The organism is Capillimicrobium parvum (assembly GCF_021172045.1).
GTDB lineage: Bacteria > Actinomycetota > Thermoleophilia > Solirubrobacterales > Solirubrobacteraceae > Capillimicrobium > Capillimicrobium parvum.
In genome coordinates, this window is sequence record NZ_CP087164.1 from 5,689,953 (window position 1) to 5,712,628 (window position 22,676).

Annotated in this window: 21 protein-coding genes; 8 read left to right on the plus strand and 13 right to left on the minus strand. The window is 74.1% G+C overall.

All coding sequences use genetic code 11. The features are described 5' to 3' along the window. Positions 1 to 127: 127 nt before the first annotated feature. The 6 genes from DSM104329_RS27560 to DSM104329_RS27585 form a co-directional block, all read right to left on the minus strand. A complete protein-coding gene (locus tag DSM104329_RS27560; RefSeq protein ID WP_259313079.1) occupies positions 128 to 1,414 on the minus strand; it encodes a cytochrome P450 in 1,287 nt (428 codons plus the stop codon). Continuing rightward, positions 1,414 to 2,907, minus strand: coding sequence for an APC family permease (locus DSM104329_RS27565; protein ID WP_259313080.1), 1,494 nt, complete (start codon positions 2,905 to 2,907; stop codon positions 1,414 to 1,416). The genes DSM104329_RS27560 and DSM104329_RS27565 overlap by 1 nt, the downstream gene beginning before the upstream one ends. A 131-nt stretch (positions 2,908 to 3,038) precedes the next feature. Beyond that, positions 3,039 to 4,406 (minus strand): glutamine synthetase family protein, encoded by a 1,368-nt coding sequence (locus tag DSM104329_RS27570; protein WP_259313081.1) that lies wholly within the window; start codon positions 4,404 to 4,406, stop codon positions 3,039 to 3,041. 19 nt (positions 4,407 to 4,425) lie between these two features. Continuing rightward, the gene (locus DSM104329_RS27575; RefSeq protein WP_259313082.1) at positions 4,426 to 5,202 is read right to left on the minus strand and encodes an SDR family NAD(P)-dependent oxidoreductase; all 777 of its coding nucleotides are present in this window, start codon (positions 5,200 to 5,202) and stop codon (positions 4,426 to 4,428) included. Positions 5,203 to 5,206: 4 nt separating this feature from the next. Next, the gene (locus DSM104329_RS27580) at positions 5,207 to 6,664 is read right to left on the minus strand and encodes a 4-hydroxyphenylacetate 3-hydroxylase family protein (RefSeq protein ID WP_259313083.1); all 1,458 of its coding nucleotides are present in this window, start codon (positions 6,662 to 6,664) and stop codon (positions 5,207 to 5,209) included. 8 nt (positions 6,665 to 6,672) lie between these two features. Further along, positions 6,673 to 7,584 carry a VOC family protein gene (locus DSM104329_RS27585; protein ID WP_259313084.1) on the minus strand — a complete coding sequence of 304 codons (912 nt, stop codon included), beginning with the start codon at positions 7,582 to 7,584 and terminating at the stop codon, positions 6,673 to 6,675. Positions 7,585 to 7,630: 46 nt separating this feature from the next. On the opposite strand from DSM104329_RS27585, the gene DSM104329_RS27590 reads away from it, so the two are divergent. Together DSM104329_RS27590 and DSM104329_RS27595 are read left to right on the plus strand one after the other, a co-directional pair. Beyond that, positions 7,631 to 8,002 carry a carboxymuconolactone decarboxylase family protein gene (locus DSM104329_RS27590; protein ID WP_259313085.1) on the plus strand — a complete coding sequence of 124 codons (372 nt, stop codon included), beginning with the start codon at positions 7,631 to 7,633 and terminating at the stop codon, positions 8,000 to 8,002. After that, entirely contained in the window at positions 7,999 to 8,829 is an 831-nt protein-coding gene (locus tag DSM104329_RS27595) for a fumarylacetoacetate hydrolase family protein (RefSeq protein WP_259313086.1), read from the plus strand. The genes DSM104329_RS27590 and DSM104329_RS27595 overlap by 4 nt, the downstream gene beginning before the upstream one ends. A 36-nt stretch (positions 8,830 to 8,865) precedes the next feature. Here the strand turns inward: DSM104329_RS27595 and DSM104329_RS27600 are convergent, their stop codons facing one another. Further along, positions 8,866 to 9,519: a GntR family transcriptional regulator gene (locus DSM104329_RS27600; protein WP_259313087.1), complete on the minus strand. Its 654-nt coding sequence runs from the start codon at positions 9,517 to 9,519 to the stop codon at positions 8,866 to 8,868. Positions 9,520 to 9,546: 27 nt separating this feature from the next. Between DSM104329_RS27600 and DSM104329_RS27605 the strand changes: the two genes are divergently transcribed. Then, entirely contained in the window at positions 9,547 to 10,200 is a 654-nt protein-coding gene (locus tag DSM104329_RS27605; protein WP_259313088.1) for a type 1 glutamine amidotransferase, read from the plus strand. Positions 10,201 to 10,285: 85 nt separating this feature from the next. On the opposite strand, the gene DSM104329_RS27610 is transcribed toward DSM104329_RS27605, so the two are convergent. Genes DSM104329_RS27610 through DSM104329_RS27620 form a run of 3 tightly spaced genes read right to left on the minus strand, consistent with a single transcriptional unit; the run spans position 10,286 to position 13,485 of the window. After that, complete coding sequence (locus DSM104329_RS27610) at positions 10,286 to 11,011, minus strand: FadR/GntR family transcriptional regulator (protein WP_259313089.1); 726 nt, start codon at positions 11,009 to 11,011, stop codon at positions 10,286 to 10,288. Continuing rightward, complete coding sequence (locus tag DSM104329_RS27615; protein ID WP_259313090.1) at positions 10,989 to 12,314, minus strand: glutamine synthetase family protein; 1,326 nt, start codon at positions 12,312 to 12,314, stop codon at positions 10,989 to 10,991. The genes DSM104329_RS27610 and DSM104329_RS27615 overlap by 23 nt, the downstream gene beginning before the upstream one ends. Next, positions 12,298 to 13,485 (minus strand): iron-containing alcohol dehydrogenase family protein, encoded by a 1,188-nt coding sequence (locus DSM104329_RS27620; protein WP_259313091.1) that lies wholly within the window; start codon positions 13,483 to 13,485, stop codon positions 12,298 to 12,300. Before DSM104329_RS27620 ends, DSM104329_RS27615 begins: the two co-directional genes overlap by 17 nt. Positions 13,486 to 13,527: 42 nt before the next feature. On the opposite strand from DSM104329_RS27620, the gene DSM104329_RS27625 reads away from it, so the two are divergent. The 5 genes from DSM104329_RS27625 to DSM104329_RS27645 all read left to right on the plus strand — a co-directional run bounded on the left by DSM104329_RS27625 (position 13,528) and on the right by DSM104329_RS27645 (position 18,840). Further along, entirely contained in the window at positions 13,528 to 14,244 is a 717-nt protein-coding gene (locus DSM104329_RS27625; protein WP_259313092.1) for a gamma-glutamyl-gamma-aminobutyrate hydrolase family protein, read from the plus strand. Next, complete coding sequence (locus tag DSM104329_RS27630; RefSeq protein ID WP_259313093.1) at positions 14,226 to 15,647, plus strand: aldehyde dehydrogenase family protein; 1,422 nt, start codon at positions 14,226 to 14,228, stop codon at positions 15,645 to 15,647. Before DSM104329_RS27625 ends, DSM104329_RS27630 begins: the two co-directional genes overlap by 19 nt. A gap of 280 nt (positions 15,648 to 15,927) precedes the next feature. Then, positions 15,928 to 16,449 carry a MarR family winged helix-turn-helix transcriptional regulator gene (locus DSM104329_RS27635; RefSeq protein WP_259313094.1) on the plus strand — a complete coding sequence of 174 codons (522 nt, stop codon included), beginning with the start codon at positions 15,928 to 15,930 and terminating at the stop codon, positions 16,447 to 16,449. Further along, the gene (locus DSM104329_RS27640; protein WP_259313095.1) at positions 16,442 to 17,914 is read left to right on the plus strand and encodes an aldehyde dehydrogenase family protein; all 1,473 of its coding nucleotides are present in this window, start codon (positions 16,442 to 16,444) and stop codon (positions 17,912 to 17,914) included. Before DSM104329_RS27635 ends, DSM104329_RS27640 begins: the two co-directional genes overlap by 8 nt. After that, the gene (locus DSM104329_RS27645; protein ID WP_259313096.1) at positions 17,911 to 18,840 is read left to right on the plus strand and encodes a VOC family protein; all 930 of its coding nucleotides are present in this window, start codon (positions 17,911 to 17,913) and stop codon (positions 18,838 to 18,840) included. Before DSM104329_RS27640 ends, DSM104329_RS27645 begins: the two co-directional genes overlap by 4 nt. A 30-nt stretch (positions 18,841 to 18,870) precedes the next feature. Here the strand turns inward: DSM104329_RS27645 and DSM104329_RS27650 are convergent, their stop codons facing one another. From DSM104329_RS27650 to DSM104329_RS27660, 3 genes are read right to left on the minus strand one after another with little or no spacing between them, the layout of a single operon-like run. Beyond that, entirely contained in the window at positions 18,871 to 20,040 is a 1,170-nt protein-coding gene (locus DSM104329_RS27650; RefSeq protein WP_259313097.1) for an ABC transporter ATP-binding protein, read from the minus strand. Beyond that, on the minus strand, positions 20,037 to 21,569 hold the full coding sequence (locus DSM104329_RS27655) for an ABC transporter permease (RefSeq protein ID WP_259313098.1): 1,533 nt from the start codon (positions 21,567 to 21,569) through the stop codon (positions 20,037 to 20,039). Before DSM104329_RS27655 ends, DSM104329_RS27650 begins: the two co-directional genes overlap by 4 nt. A gap of 23 nt (positions 21,570 to 21,592) precedes the next feature. Further along, positions 21,593 to 22,657, minus strand: a complete 1,065-nt coding sequence (locus DSM104329_RS27660) for an iron ABC transporter substrate-binding protein (protein WP_259313099.1) — start codon at positions 22,655 to 22,657, stop codon at positions 21,593 to 21,595. Positions 22,658 to 22,676: the final 19 nt, after the last annotated feature.

The following is a 22,676-nucleotide window of genomic DNA, read 5'->3' on the forward strand; positions in this document are numbered from 1 at the left end:
GGTCGTTCCCGTGACGTGCGGCCGGAAAGGGCGTCCAGCGGCGCCGGCTGCCAAGGACGCAGACTCGAAGGAATCCCTCTGGGATTTCGAGTGGTCGAGGACGCCGGCAGACGGTGATCGATGGATGTCATTTCCGGGCGGGCGTTGCGGGATCGGCCACAGGCTCGACCCGGACGGGCAGTCGCTTGAGCCCGTTGGTGAAGTTCGACCGTAGCCGCACCGCCGGGCCGGCCAGCTCGACCTTCGCCACCCGCTCGACGAGCTCCTCGAGGAAGACCTTGAGCTCCAGCCGCGCGAGATGCATGCCGAGGCACTGGTGCGGGCCGCCCCGCCCGAAGGTCAGGTGGTCCTTCGGCGCCCGCCCGAGGTCGAGCCGGTTGGGCTCCGGGTACTTGTCCGGGTCGCGGTTGCCGGCGGCGAACCAGACGACGACCTTGTCGCCGGCGTTGATCGGCTGCTCGCCGATCGTCGTGTCGACCGTGGCGGTGCGGCGGAAGAACCAGACCGGCGAGGAGAAGCGCAGCAGCTCGTCGACGGCACTGTCGATCATCGACCGGTCGGCGCGCAGACGCGCGTACTCGTCCGGATGCTCGGCCAGGGCCTTCGTGCCGAGCGCGATGGCCTGGCGCGTCGTCTCGTTGCCGGCCACGATCATCAGCGCGAACATGTTGTCGAGCTCGCGCGGGGTCAGCGGCCGGCCGTCGACCTCGCCGGTGGCGATCCGCGACATCACGTCGTCGCGCGGGCACTCCCGGCGCTCGGCGTAGTGCGCGCGGCCGAGCGCACAGAGGTCGTCGGCCCACGGCGAGCCGAACGGCTTGTACTTGTCCTCCTCACGCTCGCCGGTGTACGCGAGCTCGCCGACGAACTCCGGCTCGGTGTCGATGAGCAGGCGGTCGCCGAGCGCGACGAGCTGCGGCAGCTCCTCGTCGGGCAGGCCCATGAGCCGGGCGAGCACGCGGATCGGGATCGGCGCCGCGAGCTCTTCGACGAGGTCGAACTCGCGCTGCGCCAGCGCGCGATCCATGAGCGCGGTGACGAGCGCGCGCAGCCACTCCTCGTAGCGGTCCACCGCTCCGGGGGTGAAGCTCGTCGAGATCATCCGGCGGTAGCGGCCGTGCTTGGGCGGGTCGAACTCGAGGAAGTTGCGCCGAGCCTCGAGCACGTCCTCGGGCAGGTCCTCGATGGTCGCCGCGCCGCCGACCTCTGACGAGAACGTCTTCGTGTCACGCAGGACCGCGTGCACGTCGGCGTACTTCGTCACGGCCCAGAACCCGCGCCCGTCCCGCTCAGGATGGAAGTGGACGGGCGCCTCGCGCTGCAGCAGCTCGAACACCTCCCACGGCTCGTGATCCTCGAAGAGGTCGTAGTCGAGCAGGTCGACCTGCCCGAGGTCCTTCGCCGCGGCGGGCATCAGAGCGGCACGACGGCGGACGGCTCCTTGCCCTCGCCCTCGCCGATCTCCATGTGGTCCGCCGCGTAGGCCGCCGCGGCGCGCACCCGGTCCGGACGCGTGAAGCGCAGCCAGAGGTACCAGAGCAGCGAGAGCGCCATGCCGCCCCACCAGAACCACACGGCCTGGTTGTTCGGGTAGCCCGGGAACGGATCGAGCGAGCCCTTGAACGCGAGGACCGGCGCCGCGAGACCGACGAGCACGACGACGAGCCTCCACCAGACACCCGGTCCCTTGCGGCTGTCCCAGACCAGCTTGAACGCGACGATCGCGAGGAACACGTAGATGGTCTCGACGAGGAAGCTGCCCGCAGTGGCCGCGATGCCGAAGGTGACGAGGATGTTCTCGTCGGCGGTCGGCGCGTAGCTGGTCAGGCCGCCCCACACGAGGATGAGCACGCCCCACACGCCGAGCGCGACGATGCCCGCCACCGGCGTGTTGTGGCGTGACGTCTTCGCCATGACCTTCGGCAGCAGGCCATCGCGGCCCAGGGCGAACAGCAGCCGCGGCGCCGTCACCATGATCGCGATCGCCAGCGACAGCGCGTCGAGCACGACCGCGAGGTCGATGAGGACGCTCAGCCACTTGCCGACGTACTGCGCCGCGAGGTCTCCCATCGGGCTCGGCGAGCCGCCCCAGGCGCCCTTGTCGAGCGCCGCGTGGCCGAAGCCGATCGTCGCCGCGTACGTGACGACGAGGTAGAACAGGCCGCTCAGCGCGACCGTGCCGATGACCGCGATCGGGATCGCCTTCCTCGGCGCGTGCATCTCCTCGGCCACCGACGCCGCCGCCTCGAAGCCGACGAACAGCAGGATCGCGAAGAGGATGCCGTTGAAGACGGCGTTCGTCGACGTCTCGCCGGGGTCGAACACCGAGAGCGTGTTCCCGGCATCGCCGCCCTGCACGATGATCGAGATGGCCAGGATGAGGAACGGGATCGCCGACAGCCCGGCCAGGACGAGGACGCCGCGGACGGCAAGGCGGACGCCGAAGTAGTTGAGCAGGCAGGCGATGACGAGTCCCGCCGTGCCGCCGACCCACCAGGGGATCGTCGTGTCGAGGTGGGCGGCGAAGAAGCCCTGCAGCAGGAAGCACAGACCGATGTAGATGCCGCCCGATCCGAGGAACAGGAGGCCGAGGAGGTAGATGCCGCCCGAGAAGATGCCGAAGCCGTTGTTCACCGAACGCGCGAGGTACTCGTACATGGCGCCGGCACCGACGTACCGGCGCGCGTAGACCGAGACCACGTACGCGACGGCGAGCGCGCCGATGCTGCCCAGGAGCACCGACAGCGGCGTGTTGAACCCCGCCACGTTCGCGACGAGGCCGGTGACCGCGCCGGCCGAGAAGATCGGTCCGACCGCGAGCGCCTGACCGACCGCGTGGACGGTGGTCAGCCTGCGCGGGCCGAGCTCGCCACCGCGCGCACCGGACCCTCCGACTTGCTCTGCCATGAGCCTCTCCTCATCTCCCCATGGTCGCCACAGCGCCTCGTGCGGGGCACCGTTTTGTGTACATTACGCATTCCTCGCGCGAGCGGTCAAGCGCCATGTCCGACCCCCGGCGGCTCGTGCGACGGTCGCGTTCACAGCCGCGGCGAGTACTCGGCGAACTCCCAGTCGGTCACCCAGGCGCGGTAGCGGTCGAGCTCCGCGGCCTTGATGACCTCGAACGTCTCGATCACCCCTGCGCCGAGCGCGTCGTGGATGACGCGGTCCTGGCGCAGTGCTTCCAGCGCGTCGCCGAAGGACGTCGGCAGCGGACGGCCCTGCACCTCCTCCGGGAGGTCGTAGATCATGCCCTCGATCGGCGCCGGGGGCTCGAGCTCGCGGCGGATGCCGTCCAGCCCGGCGGCGAGCGCCGCCGTGTAGGCCAGGTACGGGTTCGCCGTGCCGTCGCCGAGGCGCAGCTCCATCCGCGTCGCGTCGCCGCGCTCCTTCGGGACCCGGACGAGCACCATGCGGTGGTCGTGGCCCCAGCTCGCGCGCGTCGGCACGAGCGCCTCGGCGGTGATGCGCCGGTACGCGTTCACCGTGGGGTTGAAGAACACCATGATCGCCGGCGAGTGCTCGATCAGCCCGGCGATGAAGTGGCGCGCGACGGGGGCCAGCCCGTCGTCCGCGGCCGGATCGCAGCAGACGTTCTCACCGTCGTCGTCGCACAGCGACACGTGCAGGTGGAAGCCCGAGCCCTCGTCGTCGTTGAACGGCTTGCCCATGAACGTGGCGAGCAGGCCCTCACGCGCGGCGATCTCCTTGACCATCGACTTGAAGCGGAACGCGCGGTCGGCGGAGTCGAGCGCCGGCCCGTGGCGCAGGTTGATCTCGTACTGCGAGCGGCCGTACTCGTGGGCGGCGGCGAGCGCGCCGAGACCGAGGTCGACCGTGGCCTGGAGCATGCGCGCCAGGACGCCGCGCGGGTCCGCGATGCCGCCGACGGTGTAGACGGGGGTGTCCTGGTGGGCGTAGTGCCTGTAGCCCCGCGGCGCCTGCGGATCGGGCTCGCAGAGGTAGAACTCGAGCTCCGGGCCCAGGATCGGCGCCAGGTCGAGGCGCGCGAACTCGGCGAGCACCGCCTTCAGCCGCCCGCGGGAGTCCAGCGGGTGCGGATCGCCGGTGTGCGGGTCGGTGAGGTCGGCGATGCACCCCGCCACCTCCGGCTCCCACGGCAGTCGCACCAGGGTCGAGAGGTCCGGCTTGGCCTGGAGGTCGGGAAACCCCCGCTCGAAGCCGGCGATCACGTTGTGGCGCAGGTCCACGGTCATGACCGCCTCGACGAAGCCGATCCCCTCCTCGGCCACGTGACCGAACGCGTCGATCGGGATGTCCTTGCCCCGGTTGATCCCGTGCAGGTCGGCGTACTGGAGCCGCACCGTGCGGATGCCCGCCGCCTTCAGGTCCTCGGGGCTGAGCGCCGCGCCGACGCCGGCCTCCGGAAGCGTGTCGTGAGTCACTGGTTGCTCTCCTCCTCGATCACGGCCCGAAGGCCAAGCTGGCGGCATCGACCACCGCCGAGCCGCCGTCCACGGTGACGACGGCGCCGTTGACGTAGGTCGACTGCGGGCCGGCGAGCCACGCGACCAGGCCCGCGACCTCGTCGGGCTCGCCCGGCCGGCGGGCCGGCACCGGCGCGGTGGCCAGCTCGTAGGCGCCGTCGCGGCCGGTCCCGCGCAGGCCGCCGAGCTCGTCCATCGCCCGGTCGGCCATCTCCGTGCGGATCCACCCGGGGCACACGCAGTTGGCCCGGACGCCCTGTGGGCCGTGGTCCACTGCGATGCATTGGGTCAGCATGATGGCGCCCGCCTTCGACGCACCATACGCGGCGGACGCCGGCGCCGCCCGCAGCCCGGCGAGCGAGGCGACGGTGACGATCGCCCCGCGCGCCTCGACCAGGTGCGGCAGGGCCGCCCGGCAGGTCAGGAAGACGCCGGTCAGGTTCGTGGCGAGCACTCGCTCCCAGCGCTCGAGCGTCTGCTCGGCCACCGTGCCGCCCGCGCCGGTGCCCGCGCAGCAGACGAGCGCGTCGAGCCGCCCGAAGCGCTCCACCGCGCCGGCCACCGCCGCGGCGGGACCGGCCGGGTCGGCGACGTCGGCCACCACGGCGCGGCCGCCGACCTCGGCCGCGAGCGCCTCGAGCGGCTCGGGCCGCCGGCCGGCGACGCACACGCTGAAGCCGTCGGCCGCCATCCGGCGCGCGACGGCCGCGCCGATCCCGGTGCCGCCGCCGGTGATGAGCGCGGTCGGCGCCACCCCGTTAGTCCTCGAGGAACTGCTCGACCAGCGCCTCCGGCAGCGTCTTGTCGGCGATCGTGTAGGCCAGCGCCGTCATCCGCCACGAGTCCGAGAGGTAGAAGCGCTCGTAGAGCTCCCCGCGGCCGCCGAGCTCGGAGCCGACGAAGTCCCACGCGAGCCGGAAGAGCCGGATGCGGCGCTCCGCGTCGGCGCCGGCGGACTGGAAGTACAGGTCGATGTCCTCGCGCAGCGGGCCGTCGAGGTCCGCGCGGCTCGGCGTCGCCATGTAGCCGCCGCCGCCGATCAGCTGCAGGTACTCGTTGGCGCGCGGCAGCCACTTGGGCATCTCGCCCCGCAACGCGACGAACGGGCGCTCGTCGGGACAGCAGACGCCGCCCTCGTCGACCTGCGCGCCCGCCTCGGCGGCCACGAGCGCCGACCGCGACAGCTCGACCATGTTCCACACCTGGCCCAGCTTCTCCTGGATGTGGTCGAAGCGGACGACCCCGGTCGCGTTGGCGATCATGTGGCCCAGGCCGAGCGCGAAGTTCAGCTTCGTCCAGGCCCGGGTGAACGCCTGGTGCATGATGTGCCCGCGCCAGCCCGTGTCGGTGATGACCTCCGAGTAGCCGTCGGTGTCGCCGTCGAGGAAGACGCGCTCCTTCGGGATCTCGACGTCGTCGAAGATCACGACCGCGTCCATCTCGTCGAAGCGCGACGACAGCGGGTAGTCGTACGGGTCGCGCGCCCGCGAGTAGCTGTCGCGGCAGATGAACTTGAGCCCCGGCGTGGCGATCGGGATGGCGAACGCCAGCGCGTAGCGGCCGTCCTGCGGGCGGATGTCCGAGCCCGGGTAGACGAGCAGCTCGTCGGCGAACGGCGCGAGCGTGGCCAGCATCCGCGCGCCGCGCACGACGATCGCGCCGTCGGTCTCGTCCACCTTGTGCAGCGCGACCTTGCCCATCGCCTGGTCGGCCTCCGCCTGGCGGCGGTCCACCTGCGGGTTCATGAGCGCGTGCGTCGTCGAGAGGTCGTGGTCGCGCATGTACTCCTGGTAGGCGACGAGGTTCGCGGCGCCCTGCTCGTTGCCGCGCCGCGCCCACACGTCGGCGCGCCCGGCGAAGCAGGCGAACGTCACGTTGAGGTAGTCGGGCGTGCGGCCCATCGTCCCGCCGGACAGCGCGGCGACGATCTCGATCGCCCGCCGGCGCCTGACCAGGTCCTCGGGCGTGCGCGGGACGACGTGCGTGACGTTGATCGGCAGCGACGGGTCGGCCGGCGACGGGACGAGCATCTCGCCGGCGTGCTCGTGCTGGACGTCGAACACGCGCGCCATCGACAGCGCGGCGTCGTGCAGGTCGGGATGGTCGAGCGGGTTGGCGATCTTCTCGCCGCGCAGCCAGATCTCCCGCCCGCCCGCGCGCAGCCCGTCCAGGAACTGCTCGCCGGTGCGCGCGCCGGTCGCGCGCTCGGTGGACATGGACGCCATCAGTCGTCTCCCGGGGGTAGTGGGTGGCCCTGCGCCTCGAGGCCGAGCCGCTCGTGCTCCACGGCGGCGGCGTCGAAGCGGAAGTACGAGCGCGGGGGCAGGATCCCCCACGTGTTGGAGCTGTGCACGTCGTCGGGCCACTCGCGCGGCTCGTGGTCGGGGCCGATCTGCTCCATGTCGCAGTACAGCTCGACGAGCAGGCCCTCCTCCGGGATGCGCACGTAGGCGGCGAGGTTCTGGCCGAGCGCGTGGCGCAGCGGCCCCCACGCCAGCCAGCGGCCATGCTGGGCGAGGTGGTCGAGCGCGACGCGCAGCTCGCCCCAGTCGGTCAGCTCGAACGCGACGTGATGCAACCGCGCGCGGCCGGCGCGGACGAGCGCGACCGTGTGGTGGTCGGCGTCGACGCGCAGCCACGTGCCGGCCTGCTCGAGGCGGTCGGTCAGCCGCATGCCGAGCACGTCGGCGTAGAAGGCGGTGGCCGCCGGGAGGTCGGCGCTCAGCGTGTTGATGTGGCCGAGGCGGCGGGGATGGAAGCCGGCGAGCGTGGTCGTCGAGCGGGCGATCGCGGGCCGGCCGTCGGGGTCGGGCTCGCAGGGGAGCAGCTCGATCCCGTGGCCGTCGGGATCGGCGAGCCGCAGGGCGCCCTCCGCGCGCTCATGGGCGACGCCGTGGGCGTCGAGGCGGGCGGCCGCGTCGTCGAGGCTCACCCCGCGGGCCAGCTCGAACGCGGTGTGGTCGGCCCCCGGCTCGCCGCCGACGAGCTCGAGCGAGTAGCGCTCGTAGGCACAGGCCAGCGTCACGCGCCCCGGGGTCCGATCGCGCGGGGCCAGCCCGAACTGGACCGCCCACCGCTGCGCCGCCTCCTCCGGGTCCGCCGCGCGCAGGCAGACGTGGTGGATCCGCCGCAGCATCTTTGGATACGTTATGCATTCTCGAAATCGGGGTCAAGGAGGCACGGTGTCGCAGGAGAGCAGTCGCAGGGAGCGTGGCCTGGCCCGCCTGGCGCAACTCGGCGACGAGCCGGGAGGCGACGAGTTCCTCGCGCGGATGGGCGTGCTCGGCGACTGGGTCGTCGACTTCGCGTTCGGCGACGTGCACACCCGCCCGGGCCTCGATGCGCGTGAGCGCGAGCTCATCATCGTCGCCGTGCTCGTCGCCATCGGCTCGAGCGATCCGCAGGTGCGCGCGCACATTCGCGCGCTCCGTGCGATCGACGTGCCCTACGACGAGATCGAAGAGTGCATCCTGCAGGTCACGCCCTACGCCGGGGTCCCGCGCGCGATCAACGCGATGAAGGTCCTCCGGGACGAACAGGAGAACGATCAGTGAAGGCCATCCGCTTCGCCGGGCCGGACTCGGAGCCGCGCATCGGCGTCCTCGACGGCGACACGATCCGCGACGCCGGACCGGCCGGGCCGCAGGGCTTCGTCCCTACCCCCGAGGCGTGGGCGGCGCTCGACGCCGCCTCCGGCGCGTCGCACGCGCTCGACGAGGTGCGCGTGCTGCCGCCGGTCGTGCCCGGCAAGATCGTCGCGATCGGCCTGAACTACCGCTCGCACGCCGAGGAGTCCGAGCTCGACGTGCCGGCCGTGCCGGTGGTCTTCGCGAAGTTCCCGTCGTCGATCATCGGCCACGGCGACGACATCGTCATCCCGCGCGAGGAGACCCGGCCCGACTTCGAGGGCGAGCTGGCCGTCGTCATCGGCCGGCGCACGTATCGCGCCGACGCCGAGAGCGCGCTGCAGGCGATCGGCGGCATCACCGCGCTGCACGACGTCTCCGGGCGGCGGGCGCAGCTGGAGACCCCGCTGCGGCAGTTCACGCTCGGCAAGAGCTTCGACACCTTCACGCCGATGGGTCCCGCGATCGCGTCGCTCGACGGCATCGACCTCACCGACGTCGCCGTGCGCACCACGATCTCCGGCGAGGTGATGCAGGACGCCAACACCCGGGACCTGATCTTCCCCGTCGTCGACCTCGTGGTCTACCTGTCGCAGGGCCTGACGCTCGAGCCCGGCGACGTCATCGCCACCGGCACCCCGGGCGGCGTCGGCGACTCGCGCGACCCGCGCCGCTACCTGCGCGAGGGCGACGTGGCGGAGATCGAGGTCGGCGGCGTCGGCACGCTGCGCAACGGCGTGCGGATGGAGGCCTGAACGGGCGTGCGCGGCGGCTCCGAGGCGGCCTCTACGTCAGATCGCGGCGAGCAGGCGCTCGAGCGCGTGCTCGAGGTGGCGGCGGGTGAGCGCCTCGGCGCGGCCCGCGTCGCCGGCCTCGATCGCGGCCATGATGGCCTCGTGCTCGTCGGCGTCGAGGTGCATGTCCGCGGGCGTGGCGACCTGCCGCGCGTAGATCGGCTCGCCGATGCGCGAGACCCAGAGGATCTCGGCGAACTGCATGAGGAACGCGTTGCCGGACGCCTCGACGAGCGCGAGGTGGAACTCGCGGTTGGCGTCGAAGCTGTGGCCGACGTCGGGGATGAGATGGCGATGGGTGGCGATCGCGGCGCGCATCCGCTCGACGGACGCCTCGCGCTCGGCCGCGATGCGGGCCGCGCCGGGCTCGATGACCATGCGCGCCTCGGTGGGCGAACGCATGTCGGCGCCCTGGATGTCGGCCACGCGGGCGCCGCGGTTCGTCTGCATCTGGACGAGCCCCTCGGCGGCCAGCCGGCGCAGCGCCTCGCGGACCGGCGTACGCGACACGCCGAGGTCGGCGGCCAGATCCTCCTGGTGCAGGCGGCTGCCGCGCGGGAGCTCCCCGTCGATGATCCGCTGCCGGATGGCGACGTAGACATGGTCGACCACGCTGGCGATCGACAGCGGCTCCACGGGATTCGCCGACACGAGGACAGGGTAACCGCCGCGCCCGGTTTGATCCTGCAGCACGGAACCGACGGCCCGCCCGGCCGCCTGGGCGAGTGGCTCGCCGAGCGCGGGATCCCCTACGAGGTGCACCGGTCCGACCAGGCGCCGCCGCCGGAGGACGTCGTCCGGCGCCCGTGGATCGCGTCGCTCGGCTCCGAGCTGTCGGCGACCACCCCCGCCCCGTCGTGGCCCGCGGACGAGATCGACGCGATGCGCCGCGCCGTCGACGCCGGCGTGCCCGTGCTCGGGCTGTGCTTCGGCGGCCAGGCGCTCAGCCTCGCGCTCGGCGGCCGGGTGGAGCCCGCGGACCCGCCGGAGATCGGCTGGGTGCCGGTCGACCCCGGCGACGGGATCGTCACCTCCGGCCCGTGGTTTCAGTGGCACTTCGAGCAGCTCACCGTGCCGCCGGGCGCAGTGGAGCTGGGGCGCAGCGCGGCGGGCCCGGCGGCGTTCCGGATCGGGCCGCACCTGGGGACGCAGTTCCACCCCGAGGCGACGCCGGCGATCGCGTGCCGCTGGACCGAGCTCGCCGGGCACACGGTGCCGTGGCTGGACGCCGGCGAGCTCGTGCGCCAGAGCGAGGTGGTCGGCGGCGACGCCGTGCGGGCGCAGGCGTTCCGGCTGTTCGACGCATGGTGGGCGATGGGCGCCGGCGCGTAGCGGCCGGCGGCGGCGCCGTGCGGGCGCAGGCGTTCCGGCTGTTCGACGCGTGGCGGGCGATGGGCGCCGGCGGGTAGCGGCCGGCCTACGCGCCGCGCAGGACCTGCTCGAGCTCGCGCTGCGCGATGGCGACGTGCGCCTCCATCGCGGCGCGCGCCCCGTCGCCGTCGCGCGCCTCGATCGCCTCGACCACGGCGAGGTGCCCGGCGCGCGTGGTCTCGAGCACGACGTGCCAGGGCAGGGCGTCGCTGAGGGAGAACATGCGCTCGCGCGCGTCGGCGACCGCGCGGAGCAGGACGGCGTTGCCGGCCGCGTGCGCGACCGCGAGGTGAAACGCGGTGTCCGCGCGGCGGAAGGCGCGCGGGTCGTCCTCGGGCAGGGCGTCGAGCGCCGCCCGGAGCGCCGCGTGCTCGGCCGGGCCGGCCCGCTCGGCGGCCAGCCGCGCCGCGCCGCCTTCGATGACCGCGCGGAACTGCGACAGGTCGGCGAGCTCGTCGAGGCGGGCGAGCAGCCGGGCGCGCAGCATCGCCTCGTCCGGCGCGGCGACGACCGCCCCGCCCTGGGCGCCGCGGGTGCGCACGAGGTGGCCCGAGCCCTCCAGGCGGGCGAGCGCCTCGCGCAGCGTCACGCGCGAGACGCCGAGCTGCGCGGCGAGATCGCGCTCGCTGGGCAGCCGCTCGCCGGTGACGAACATGCCGGAGTGGATCGCGCGCTCGAGGCGGTCGGCGCAGACCTCGTGCGCGGCGGGGATGCGCAGCGGCACGAGCGTCGTGGCCGCGGCGAGCGCCTCAGAGGTGGTGGGCGTACTCATCGCGCTCCCAGTCGGTCACCCGCGCCAGCTCGGCGTGCCACCGATCGAGCTCGTAGCGCTTGATCATGGTGTAGGTCGCGCACAGCTCCTCGCCGATCGCGTCGACGAGCAGGCGGTCGGCGGCGAGCGCGTCGAGCGCGGCACCGAGCGTCTTCGGCAGCTGCGGGCCGAGCCGCTCGTCGCCGAGCTCGTACGGGTTGCCGGACACGGGCTCGCCCAGGGCGAGCTCGCGCGCGAGGCCGTCGGTGCCGGCGGCGATGACCGCGGCGACGGCGAGATGGATGTTCGCCGTGCCGTCCCCGGTGCGCAGCTCCAACCGCGCGGCCTCGCCGCCCTCGGCCGGGACGCGGACCGCGGCGAGCTTGTTGTCGACCCCCCAGTTGACGTGCGTGGGCGCGAGGCTCTCGACGATGAAGCGGCGGTAGGCGTTGACCGTCGGGTTCAGGAAGGCGGTGAGGGCGGGCAGGTGCGCGAGCACTCCCGCGGCGAAGTGCCGCGCGGCGGCGCTCAGTCCGTCGGGCGCGGCAGGGTCGGCGAAGGCGTTGGCGCCGTCCTCGCCCGTGCACGAGACGTGCAGGTGCAGGCCCGAGCCCTCGTCGTCGTCGCGCAGCTGGCCCATGAACGTCGCGAGCAGGCCGTGCCGGGCCGCCACCTCCTTGGCCATCGCCTTGAAGCGGAACGAGCGGTCGGCGGACTCGAGCGCCTCGCCGTGGCGGAGGTTGATCTCGTACTGCCCGCGCCCGTACTCCTGCGAGGACACGATCGGCTGCAGGCCGAGGTCGCGGGCCGTGCGCAGGATCTCCCGCACGACGCCGCCCGGGTCGGAGACCGGCCCGCACGTGTAGACCGACGAGTCGTGGGCCACGTAGGAGCGCCAGGTCCGCGGCTCGACGAGGTAGAACTCGAGCTCGGGGGCCACCACCGCGCCGAGGCCGTGGCGGGCGAGGCCGGCGATCGCCTGTCTGAGCGCGTACCGGGGATCGAGCGGGAACGGCCCGTCGAGGCGGCGGGTGCCGGCCAGGCACCACGCGACGGCCGGGTCGCCGGGCATCCGCACGAGGGTCGCCGGCTCCGGGATCGCCCAGAAGTCGCGGAAGCCGTGCTCGAAGCCGGCGATGACGTTGTGGCGCAGGTCGATCGTCATGACCGCCTCGGTCTGCGCGATCCCGTGCGCGCGCACCGCGTCGTAGGCGTCGATCGGGACGTCCTTGCCGCGGCAGACGCCGTGCAGGTCGGCGTAGGAGACGCGGACGAGCTCGACGCCCGCCTCGCGCAGCGACGCGGCGTCAGGCGGCTCCGGCATGGCGCTCCTCCTCTGGGGCGGCTCGGTGCTCGATGGCGAGCGCGCGGCGGTAGGCGCCGGCGATGTCCTCGGGCGTCCACGGGCCGGGCTCGACCGGGATCCACGCGCGCTGGGCGACCTCGGCGAGCGGCTCGACGTCGGCCCCGGTCACGCCCTGCGCGGACAGGGTGGGGCAGCCGACGGCGGCCAGCAGCGCGCGCACCGCGCGCACGGCGCGGGTGCCGTCGGCGCTGCCGTCGGCGGGGGCGCCGAGCGCGTCGGCGATCCGCTCGAAGCAGCCGGGCACCGCGAGACGGTCGTGCTCCATCGACTCGGCGAGCACGAGCGCGACGCTCAGCCCGTGCGGGATGCCGTGGCGCACGCCGAGCGCGTGGCCGAGGGAGTGGTCGGTGCCGGCCTCCGAGAGGTTCATCGCGAAGCCCGCGAGCAGGCTGGCGCAGGCCATGCGGCTGCGGGCGCCCGCGTCGGCCCCGTCCGCCACGACGGCGGGCAGCGCGTCGCGCACGAGGCGCAGCGACTCGAGCGCGAGGGCGTCGGCGACCGGCGTGCGGGTGGCGGCGACGATCGCGCCGATGGCCTGGGCGAGCACGTCGAGGCCGCCGTACAGCGACGGCGCGGGCGGCAGCGAATGCGTGAGCCGCGGGTCGACGAGGCAGTCCTGGGCCCGGTTGTGCGGGCTCGCCGCACCGCACTTGAGCTCGCGCTCCGGGTCGACCATGACGACGCCGCCGGTGACCTCGGAGCCGGTGCCCGCGGTCGTCGGCAGGGTGACGAGCGGGATCCCGGGCGGCGGGACCGGCTCGGGCTCGCCGGGCCACGCGAAGCGCCGGATCGACCCGCCGGCGGTCGCGACCAGGCGGGCGCCCTTGGCGGTGTCGAGCACCGACCCGCCGCCGATGGCGACGACCGCGTCGTGCCCGGCGACGTCTTCGCCGGCCGCATCGACCGACGCGATCGTGGGCTCGCCCGCGGCGACGACGCGCAGCGTGGTGCCGGCGGGCAGCGCCGCCGTCACGGCCGGAAGCCGGGCGACGGCGGCGTCGACGAACGCGATCGGCCGGCCGGCGCCCAGCGACTCGAGCACCGCCGGGAGCTCGCCGGCGACGCCGTCGCCGAAGCGCACGCGCACCGGAAGCTGGCTGGAGAAGGGCTGCAGCGGATCGAGCGCCACGGCGCTTGACCCTATAGGCACCGTGGTCTACGTTCAATACCAATGGCGCTCCCGCTCATCGGCATCACCGCGCGCCGGGTGCGCGCCGCGGACCTGTACCCGCAGGACGCCGCGCTGCTCGGCGAGGAGACGGCGGTCGTGCACTTCGGCGGGCTCGCCGCCCAGGTGCGCGCCGCGGGCGGCCTGCCCTTCCTGCTCGCGTTCGCCGCCGACGACCCCGAGGCGCTCGTCGAGCGGCTCGACGGCCTGCTGCTCTCCGGCGGCGAGGATGTCGACCCCGCCCGCTCGGGCGCGAGCGGCGCGCGCGTCACCAGCCCGGCGCGCGATGCCGCCGAGCTCGCCCTGCTCGACGCGGCGCGGACGGCGGCGCTGCCCGTGCTCGGCGTCTGCCGCGGGATGCAGCTGCTCAACGTGGCGCTCGGCGGCACGCTCGTCGACGGACTCGACGAGCACGACCGCCGCCACGCGCCGTTCGATCAGCCCGGCCATCGGATCGCGTGCATGCCCGGCACCGAGACCGCCGCCCTCTACGGCGCCGAGACCGAGGTCAACAGCGTCCATCGCCAGGGCGTCGGCACGCTCGGCGCCGGCCTGCACGCCGCCGCGCACGCGCCCGACGGGCTCGTGGAGGCGCTCGAGCACGCCGACGAGCCGCTGCTCGGCGTGCAGTGGCATCCGGAGTACCACCCGATGCCGGACCCGGCCTTCCGGTGGCTCGTGGCGGCGGCCGCGGAGCGCGCGTGGACGACGTCGAGCTGACCGAGCTGGTCGCGGGCCGGCTCGGCGCGCCGTCGGTGGCGCTTCTCGAGCAGCTCGAGGACCCCAACGACGGGCGGCCGCTCGGGCCGGCGCGAGGGAGCGATCCGGCCCGCGTCGAGGGGGCGCTGGCCGGCGCCGCGGACTCAGGCTGGGCGCGGCTGGCCTTCGACGAGCGCGCCGGCGCCCTGGAGCGCCTCGCCGACGCGCTCGACGCGCGCGCCGGCGCGGTCGCGCGGGCCGAGGCGATCGACACCGGCGTGCCGATCTCGGTCACGGAGGCGATCGCGGGATCGCTCGGCGACGTCGTGCGCGGCGCGGTCGCCACCGCGCGCGAGGCGGGTGACGAGCGCACGCTGCCCGCCGGCGGGCGCCGCGTGGAGCTGCTGCGCCGGCCGTGGGGACCCGCCGCGCTGCTGACCCCGTGGAACGCTCCCGCCCCGGTGGCGGTGTCGAAGGTCGCCCACGCGCTCGCCGCCGGCTGCCCGGCGATCCTCAAGCCCTCCGAGCACGCACCGCAGGCGGCGGGCCACATCGCGCGCGCGGCGGCCGAGGCGGACCTGCCGGCCGGGGCGCTGGCCGTCGTCCACGGGGGGCCGGACGTGGCGCTCGCGCTGGCGGGCGACGCGCGCATCGCGGTCGTCTCGCTCACCGGCGGCCTCGCGGCGGGGCGCGCGGTGGCCGCGGCGGCGATGCCGCGGATGGCCGCGCTGCAGCTCGAGCTCGGGGCGTCGAACCCGGCGATCGTGTGCGCCGACGCGGACGTGGCGCAGGCCGCGGCGGCGCTGGCCGCCGGCGCGACGAAGCTCAACGGCCAGTGGTGCGAGGCGCCGCGCCGCGTGTTCGTCGCGGTCGCGCGCCACGACGACCTCCTCGATGCGCTGCGGGCGGCGCTCGTGCAGGTTCGCGTGGGTGGCTCGCTGGACCCTTCGAGCGCGATGGGCCCGCTCGCCCGCCGGGCGCACCGCGACCACGTGCTCGCCCAGGTCCGCGCGCTGGGCGGCGACGCGCTCGCCACGGCGCCCGTGCCGGACGGCGGCGCGTTCCTCTCGCCGACGATCGTCGCGTTCGCCGACCGCACCGTGCGCGAGGAGATCTTCGGGCCGGTCCTGACGCTGCACGCGGTCGGTGGCGACGAGGCGGCGCTCGCGGCCGCCAACGCAACCGGCGACGGCCTCGCCGCCTACGTGTTCAGCGCCGACGCCGACCGCGCGTTCGCGCTCGGGCGCGAGCTGCGCGCCGGCGAGGTCCGCATCGGCGGCACGCACCTGCTGGACCTCGCGCCTGCCGCGGCGCAGTCGTTCTGGGGGACGAGCGGCATCGGCGGGCACGGCGCCCGCGAGGCGCTCGAGGCCTACCGGGGGACGCGCGTGGTCGGCGTGGACGACCCGGGTCTGCCGATCTGAGCCAACCCGGGGGGCTCGGCGCGGGCTCGGGGCTCGGCGCGGGGCGGGCGGGCTCGGCGCGGGCTCGGGGCGGGCGGGCGCGGCGCGGGGCGGGCGGCGCGGGGCGGGCGGCGCGGCGCGGCGCGGGGCGGCTCGGCGCGGGGCGGGGCGGGCGGGCTCGGCGGCCCCGGTCCTGTCGCGTTCAAGGCGCCTGACGCCGGAAACGCGCCGGCCGCCCCACGCGTTCGCCGGCAGCGGCGCTTGACGCCAGCTCGTTAGGGTCCTAACGTTCTTGCTCGACATGGCACCCGAGCCCGCCACCGCGCCGCTGTTCGTCCCGGAGGAGGCCGACGTCCTGGCCCGCGTCGCCGGGATGGACATCGACCACGCCGCGATGGCGGCCGCCTCGAACATCTGGCGCGCCGCCCAGACGATGCGCACGCACCTCGAGCGGCAGGTCCTGCGCGACGACGACCTCTCGTGGACCGGCTTCTCGTTGCTGTTCAACCTCTGGGTGTGGGGCGCGATGGAGACCCGGGCGCTCGCGGCCTCGATGGGCGTCACCCGCGCGACGGTCAGCGGCGTCTGCGACACGCTCGAGCGCCGCGGGCTCGTCGAGCGCACGGGCCACGACCGCGACCGCCGGCTCGTGCGGCTCGAGCTGACCCCCGCCGGCCGCGAGCTGATCGAGGGCGTGTTCCCGCGCTTCAACGCCGGCGAGTCCGCGCTCTGCGCCGGCCTTTCCCGCGCGGAGCAGGAGACCCTCGCGGACCTGCTGCGGCGCGTCGTGCTGACCGTCAAGGAGGCAGAGGCCGATGACTGAGGTCGAGGGCGTCGAGGTCCCCACCGAGCACTACATCGACGGCCACCGGGTGGCGTCCGCGGACACGTTCGAGGTCCGCAGCCCGATCGACTGGGCCGACTGGAAGCTGGCCGACGTCGCCCGCGGCGGCGCCGCCGAGGTCGATGCCGCCGTCGCCGCCGCGCGCCGTGCGTTCCCCGCCTGGGCCGCCCTCGGCCCCGGCGGCCGCCACGCCGCGCTCTCCCGGCTGGCCGACGCGATCGACGCCGCGGTGCCGCGCCTCGCCGCGGTCGAGTGCGTCGACAACGGCTCGATCCACGAGGCGATGGAGCAGCGCGTGCTGCCCCGCGCCGCGAACAACGTCCGCTTCTTCGCCGACTACGCCGCCGAGCGCCTGGCCGAGCCGCCGCGCACCCTGCACGGCGGCGAGCGCAACCGCGTCCGCCACGACCCGGCGGGCGTCGTGGCGGTGTCGACGCCCTGGAACGCGCCGTTCATGCTCGCCACCTGGCGCGTCGGCCCCGCGCTCGCCGCGGGCAACACGGTGGTGCTCAAGCCGCCGGAGTGGGCGCCGCTGACGTGCTCGCTGCTCGGCGACCTCGCCGACGAGGCCGGCCTGCCGCCCGGCGTGCTCAACGTCGTGCACGGCACCGGCGCCGAGGCGGGCGCGCCGCTGACCGGCCACCCCGGCGTGGACCGCGTGGCGTTCACCGGCTCGCCGGCGACCGCCCACGTCGTGTACCGCGACGCCGCCGCCCAGCTCACGCCCGTGTCCTTCGAGCTCGGAGGCAAGTCGCCGTTCATCGTCTTCGAGGACGCCGACCTGGACGCCGCCGTGCGGACCGCCGCGTACCAGTTCGACAACTCCGGCCAGGTCTGCCTCGCGGGCACCCGGCTGCTCGTCCAGCGCTCGATCCTCGATGAGTTCCTCGAGCGCCTGCGCGCCGCGGCGGACGAGATCGCGGTCGGCGACCCGCGCGAGGCAGGCACGACGTACGGGCCGCTCATCCACCCGGTCGCCCTCGGGCGCGTCACCGGTCACGTCGCCCGCGCACGCGAGCAGGGTGCGCGGCTCGTGTTCGGCGGCGAGTCCCTCGGCGGCCTCTACTACGCGCCGACGCTCTTCACCGACATCCCGGCGGACGCGGAGATCCTGCAGCGCGAGGTGTTCGGCCCCGTGCTGACGCTGCAGGCCTTCGCGGACGAGGCCGAGGCGGTCGCGCTGGCCAACGGCACCGACTACGGCCTGGCCGCGACGATCTACACCGGCGACGCCGCGCGCGCCGACCGCGTGAGCGGCGCCGTCGTGGCGGGCACGGTGTGGGTCAACTGCTTCTACGTGCGCGACCTCGAGACGCCGTTCGGCGGCGCGCGCGACTCCGGCATCGGCCGCGAGGGCGGCCATCACTCGTTCGACTTCTACTGCGACGTCAAGACCGTCTGCGAGCGCACGGCGCTCTATGCCGGCGAGGGAGGGACGCCATGATCGGCTGGATCCACCACGTCACCCTGCGCGTGGCCGACGTCGACGAGGCACGTGAGCGCTGGAGCCTGCTGCACGGGCTCAGCGGCGAGGGCGGCCTGCTGCGCTGCGGCTATGAGGACTTCTGCCTCGAGCTCGTGCCCGCCGGCTCCGCCGCGCCCGGGATCGAGCACGTTGCGTACGAGCTGCGGCCCGGCATCACCCTCGGCGAGGCGCGCGAACGGCTCGAGGCGGCCGGCGTGAAGCCGCGCGAGGTCGACGTGCCGGTGCGCGGCCGCGGTCTGCGCCTGGAGGACTGCGACGGCAACGGCGTGCTCGTCATCGAGCGCCGCGTGCCCGAGCGCTCCGAGGACCGCTGGCCGCCCGTCGCCCGCCGCACCGGCACGCTGCTCGCCCACCGGCCGCGCAAGCTCGGCCACGTCAACTACCTCACCGCCGACACGCCGCGCATCGCCGGCTGGTACGAGCGCGTGCTCGGCTTCGCGATCACCGACTGGATCGGCGACGACGCCGTCTGGCTGCACGTCAACGGCGACCACCACGTGCTCGCGTTCCTCGACAAGGGCTACTGCCACCTGCACCACGTCGCGTTCGAGCTCGTCGACTTCGGCGAGATGCGGGTCGCGCTCGACCACCTCGCCCAGCACGGGCGGTGGATCACCTGGGGCCCCGGCCGCCACTCGATGGCGCAGAACCTCTTCGCCTACGTGCGCATGCCCGAGGAGGAGCTGTTCGTCGAGCTCTACAGCGACATGGAGCAGCTGCAGGCCGACCACGAGCCGCGCCGGTTCCCCGATGACCCGCACGCCTCGAACGCGTGGGGCCAGCTGCCGCCGCGCTCGTACTTCCGCTTCGACGAGGAGGCGATCCGCTCGGAGGCCGAGCAGCGCGAGGCGCTCGCCGCGGCGGCGGGCAGCGCCGTGTCGTAGCGCTCGGCACCGGTCGCGGGTCCCGCCGGGTCAGACGGGATCACGAGCGTCGCGGTGTCCGACGACGCTCGTCGCGTCCGGCGCGCGCCTGCGGTCGAGCGTCAACCGCGAGGTCGCGTACCGGTGGGCGGCCGCTTCGTGGACGTTCTCCGTCGCGCCGGGCGTGTAGACGCGCACGTCGCCTCGCACGGCGAGTCCGACGATCGCCCCCACGGACGGCAGGTCGGCGCCGAGAACCCGCGCGGCGACCGGTGTCGCCGAGCCCAGGACCTCCAGCTGCACCGCTGCCTCATGGCCGAAGTAGTCGATCCGCACGACGCGTGCGGCGACGCCGGCCGCGTCGTCGTCGCGCAGCTCGATCTGCTCGGGCCGGATGAGGACCTCACCCTCGACGACGTCCGCATCGCAGCCGGTCCGCTCGGTGGTGAGCGTGCCCAGCGCGCAGGCCGCGGTGCCGGCGGCGATCGTGGCCGGGAGGACGACGGCACCACCGACGAACGCGGCGACGGCGGTGTCGGCGGGAGCGCGGTACACGCGGTCGGGGGTGTCGGCCTGGACGATGCGGCCATCGCGCATCACCGCGACCTGGGTCGCGAGCGACAGCGCCTCGGACTGGTCGTGGGTGACGAGCACGGCGGTGGCACCGGCGGCGGCGAGGGCGTCCGCGACCGCGCGGCCGGTGGCGTGGCGCAGGCCCGCGTCCAGCGACGCGAAGGGCTCGTCGAGCAGCACGATCGACGGTCGGGGCGCGAGGGCCCGCGCGAGCGCGACACGCTGCTGCTGGCCGCCCGAGAGCTCGTGGGGGAAGCGGCCGCGGTGGGCGGGGTCCAGGCCGACGAGCTCGATCATCTCGTCCACGCGCGGCGCCCGACGCCGGCTGCGGCGGGGCAGGCCGAACGCGATGTTGGCGGCGACGTCGAGGTGGGGAAACAGGGCGCCCTCCTGCGGGACGTATCCGATCCGGCGGCGCTGGGCCGGCACGTGGCGCGTGGGAGCGGAGACCGTCTCGCCGGCCACCGTGATCGTCCCGGCGTCGAGATGGCTGAAGCCGGCGATGAGGCGCAACAGCGTCGTCTTGCCGCAGCCGGAGGGGCCCAGCACCGCGGTGAGCGCCGACTCCGGCACGTCGAGGCACACTCCGTCGAGCACGGGTGTCGCGCCGAAGCGCTTGGAGACGTCGCGGACCTCGACCCGGCTCATGGGTTCGTGGTGCGGGTCATCGCGCGGGTGAGCAGGAGGGTGGCGGGGGCGGAGATGAGGATCATCATGGCGGCATACGGCGCGGCCGCGCCGTAGGCGATGCTGCTGGACTTGCTCCAGAACTGCGTGGCGAGGGTCTCGGTGCCGATCGGAGCGAGCAGCAGGGTCGACGTGAGCTCGGTGACGACCGCGAGGAAGACGAGGGCCGCGCCGGCGCCCAGGCCCGGGGCCAGCAGCGGGAGCGTGACGCGCCTCAGCTTCGACAGTCGGCCGGCGCCGAGCGACTGGGCGACGTCGTCGAAGATGGCCGGCGCCTGCGCGATCGCCGCGCGCTGGCTGATCATCGCGCGCGGGACGAACAGGATCACGTAGGCGGCGATGAGCATCGCCGTGGTCTGGTAGAGCGGCGTCGCCCAGCGGATGGTGACCGTGATGAAGGCGAGCGCGACGACGATGCCCGGCAGGCCGCTGCCGAAGTACGTGCAGCGCTCGAGGACGGTGGTCAGTCGCCCGCGATGGCGCTCGCACAGCCACGCCACCGGGAGCGCGAGGGCCGTGGTCACCAAGGCGGCCACCAGGCCGAGTCCGACGGACGTCGCGGTCGTCGAGATCAGCGTGTGCACGGGAAACGCGGTCGAGGAGCCGACGAGCAGCCAGTGGATCAGGCTGCCGATGGGCACCCCGATGGCCAGTGCGACCACGGCCCACACGGCCAGCAGGACCGGTGGGGCGGCCCAGCCGAGGCGCACGCGATGGGGGACGCGAACGGCTCCACCGCCGACGCGCGCGTAGCGGCGCGACCCCCGCAGCCGCAGCTCCGCGAGCAGCAGCAGCAGGCAGCCGACGACGAGGACGGTGGCCAGCGCCGAGGCGGCGGGCCCGTTGAACGTCGACTTGTACTGGTCGTAGATCGCGGTCGTGAACGTCGGATAGCGCAGCATCTGCAGCGCGCCGAACTCCGCGAGCAGATGCAGCCCGACGAGCAGGCAGCCGCCCAGGAGCGCGATGCGCAGCTGCGGCAGCACGACCCGCAGGAACGTGCTCACGGACCCGTGGCCCAGGCTCTTGGACGTCTCCTCGAGCGCTGGGTTCAGCCCGTGCAGCGCGGCGGCCACGGGCAGGTAGACCAGCGGGTAGTACGACAGCGTCACGATCAGCAGCGCGCCGTCGAAGCCCGCCGCCTTCGGCGTCAGCGAGATCCAGCCGTAGCTGTTGACGAACGCCGGGATCGCCAGCGGCGCCGCCAGCAGGACGTGCAGCACCCGCCGGCCGGGCAGGTCGGTGCGCTCCACCACCCAAGCGGCGGCGGTGCCGATCACGGCGCTGAGCGCGACGCACGCCGCGGTCAGCTTGACCGTGTTGGCCAGGAGCACACCGGTCCGCGGACGGTCGATCAGCGCCCAGAGCTCGGAGAGCCCGATCCGGATCGCGTAGTCGACGACGAACCCGAGCGGGATCAGCGTCAGCGCGACGACGGGTACGGCGAGGACCAGAAGCCCGACCGGGTGGCGCGGCCGCAGCCGCGCCACCCCGATGGTCGAGGGCAGGACGCTCAGAGGATCCCCGCGTCCTGCATCATCGTCAGGACCGTCTCGCTGTTGAGCTTGGACGGATCGATCACCGGCGCCTGCAGGGAGTCGAGCGGCTCGAGGACCTGGTTGGCCGGCACATCGCTGGCGACCGTGTACTCCAGCGCCGTGCTGTCGGCGAGCACCCGCTGTCCGCCCTCGGCGGTCAGGAACTCGACGAGCTGCTGCGCTTCGGCGGGGTGCTTGCTGGAGGCCAGCACGCCCGCGCCCGAGACGCTCGTGAACGCGCCGGGGTCCTCGTTGCGCAGGAAGTGCAGCTTGACCTTGTTGCTGTTGTCGCCCGCCTCGGCCTGGTCCTGATACCAGTAGTAGTGGTAGATGACCCCGAGGGGGACCTCGCCGTCGTTGACGGCCTTCATCACCGTGCTGTTGCCTTCGTATGCCACGCCGTTGGCCTTCAGGCCCTCGATCCAGCGTCTGCCCTCGGCCTCGCCCTCCAGCGCGACGACCGCACTGGCGATCGCCTGGAAGTCCGCGCCGGTCGGCGAGTAGCCGAACTTGCCCTTCCACTTCGGGTCGGCCAGGTCCATGATCGACGCCGGCAGCTCATCCGGGGCGAGCATGTCGGTGTTGTAGGCGAGGACGGTCGCGCGGGCGGCGAAGCCGACCCAGTCGTTGTCGGCGGGCCGGTACCGGGCGGGCACCTGCGCGATGGTCTTCTCGCCGATCTTGGCGAAGCCGCCGTTGTTGGCGACGAGCGTCATCGCGGGGGAGTTCTCGGTCACGAACACGTCGGCGGGCGACCCGTCGCCCTCCTGCACGATCTGGTTGGCCATCTCCAGGTCGCTGCCGTTGCGGACCTCGACCTCGATGCCCGTCTGGTCGGTGAACGCGCCCACCATCTCCGCCATCAGGTCCTCGTGCTGCGCGTTGTAGAGCGTGAGCGTCGGCTTGTCGTCCGCGCCCGTGCTCGTCGCTCCGGAGCTTGCCGCGGTCGACGTCGAGTCGTCGCCGCCACATGCCGCCACGAGCACGACAACCGCGATGGACAAAGCAAATGTGACCGCGTGGCGGATCGTCCTGCGCATACGTACTTCTCCTGACCGA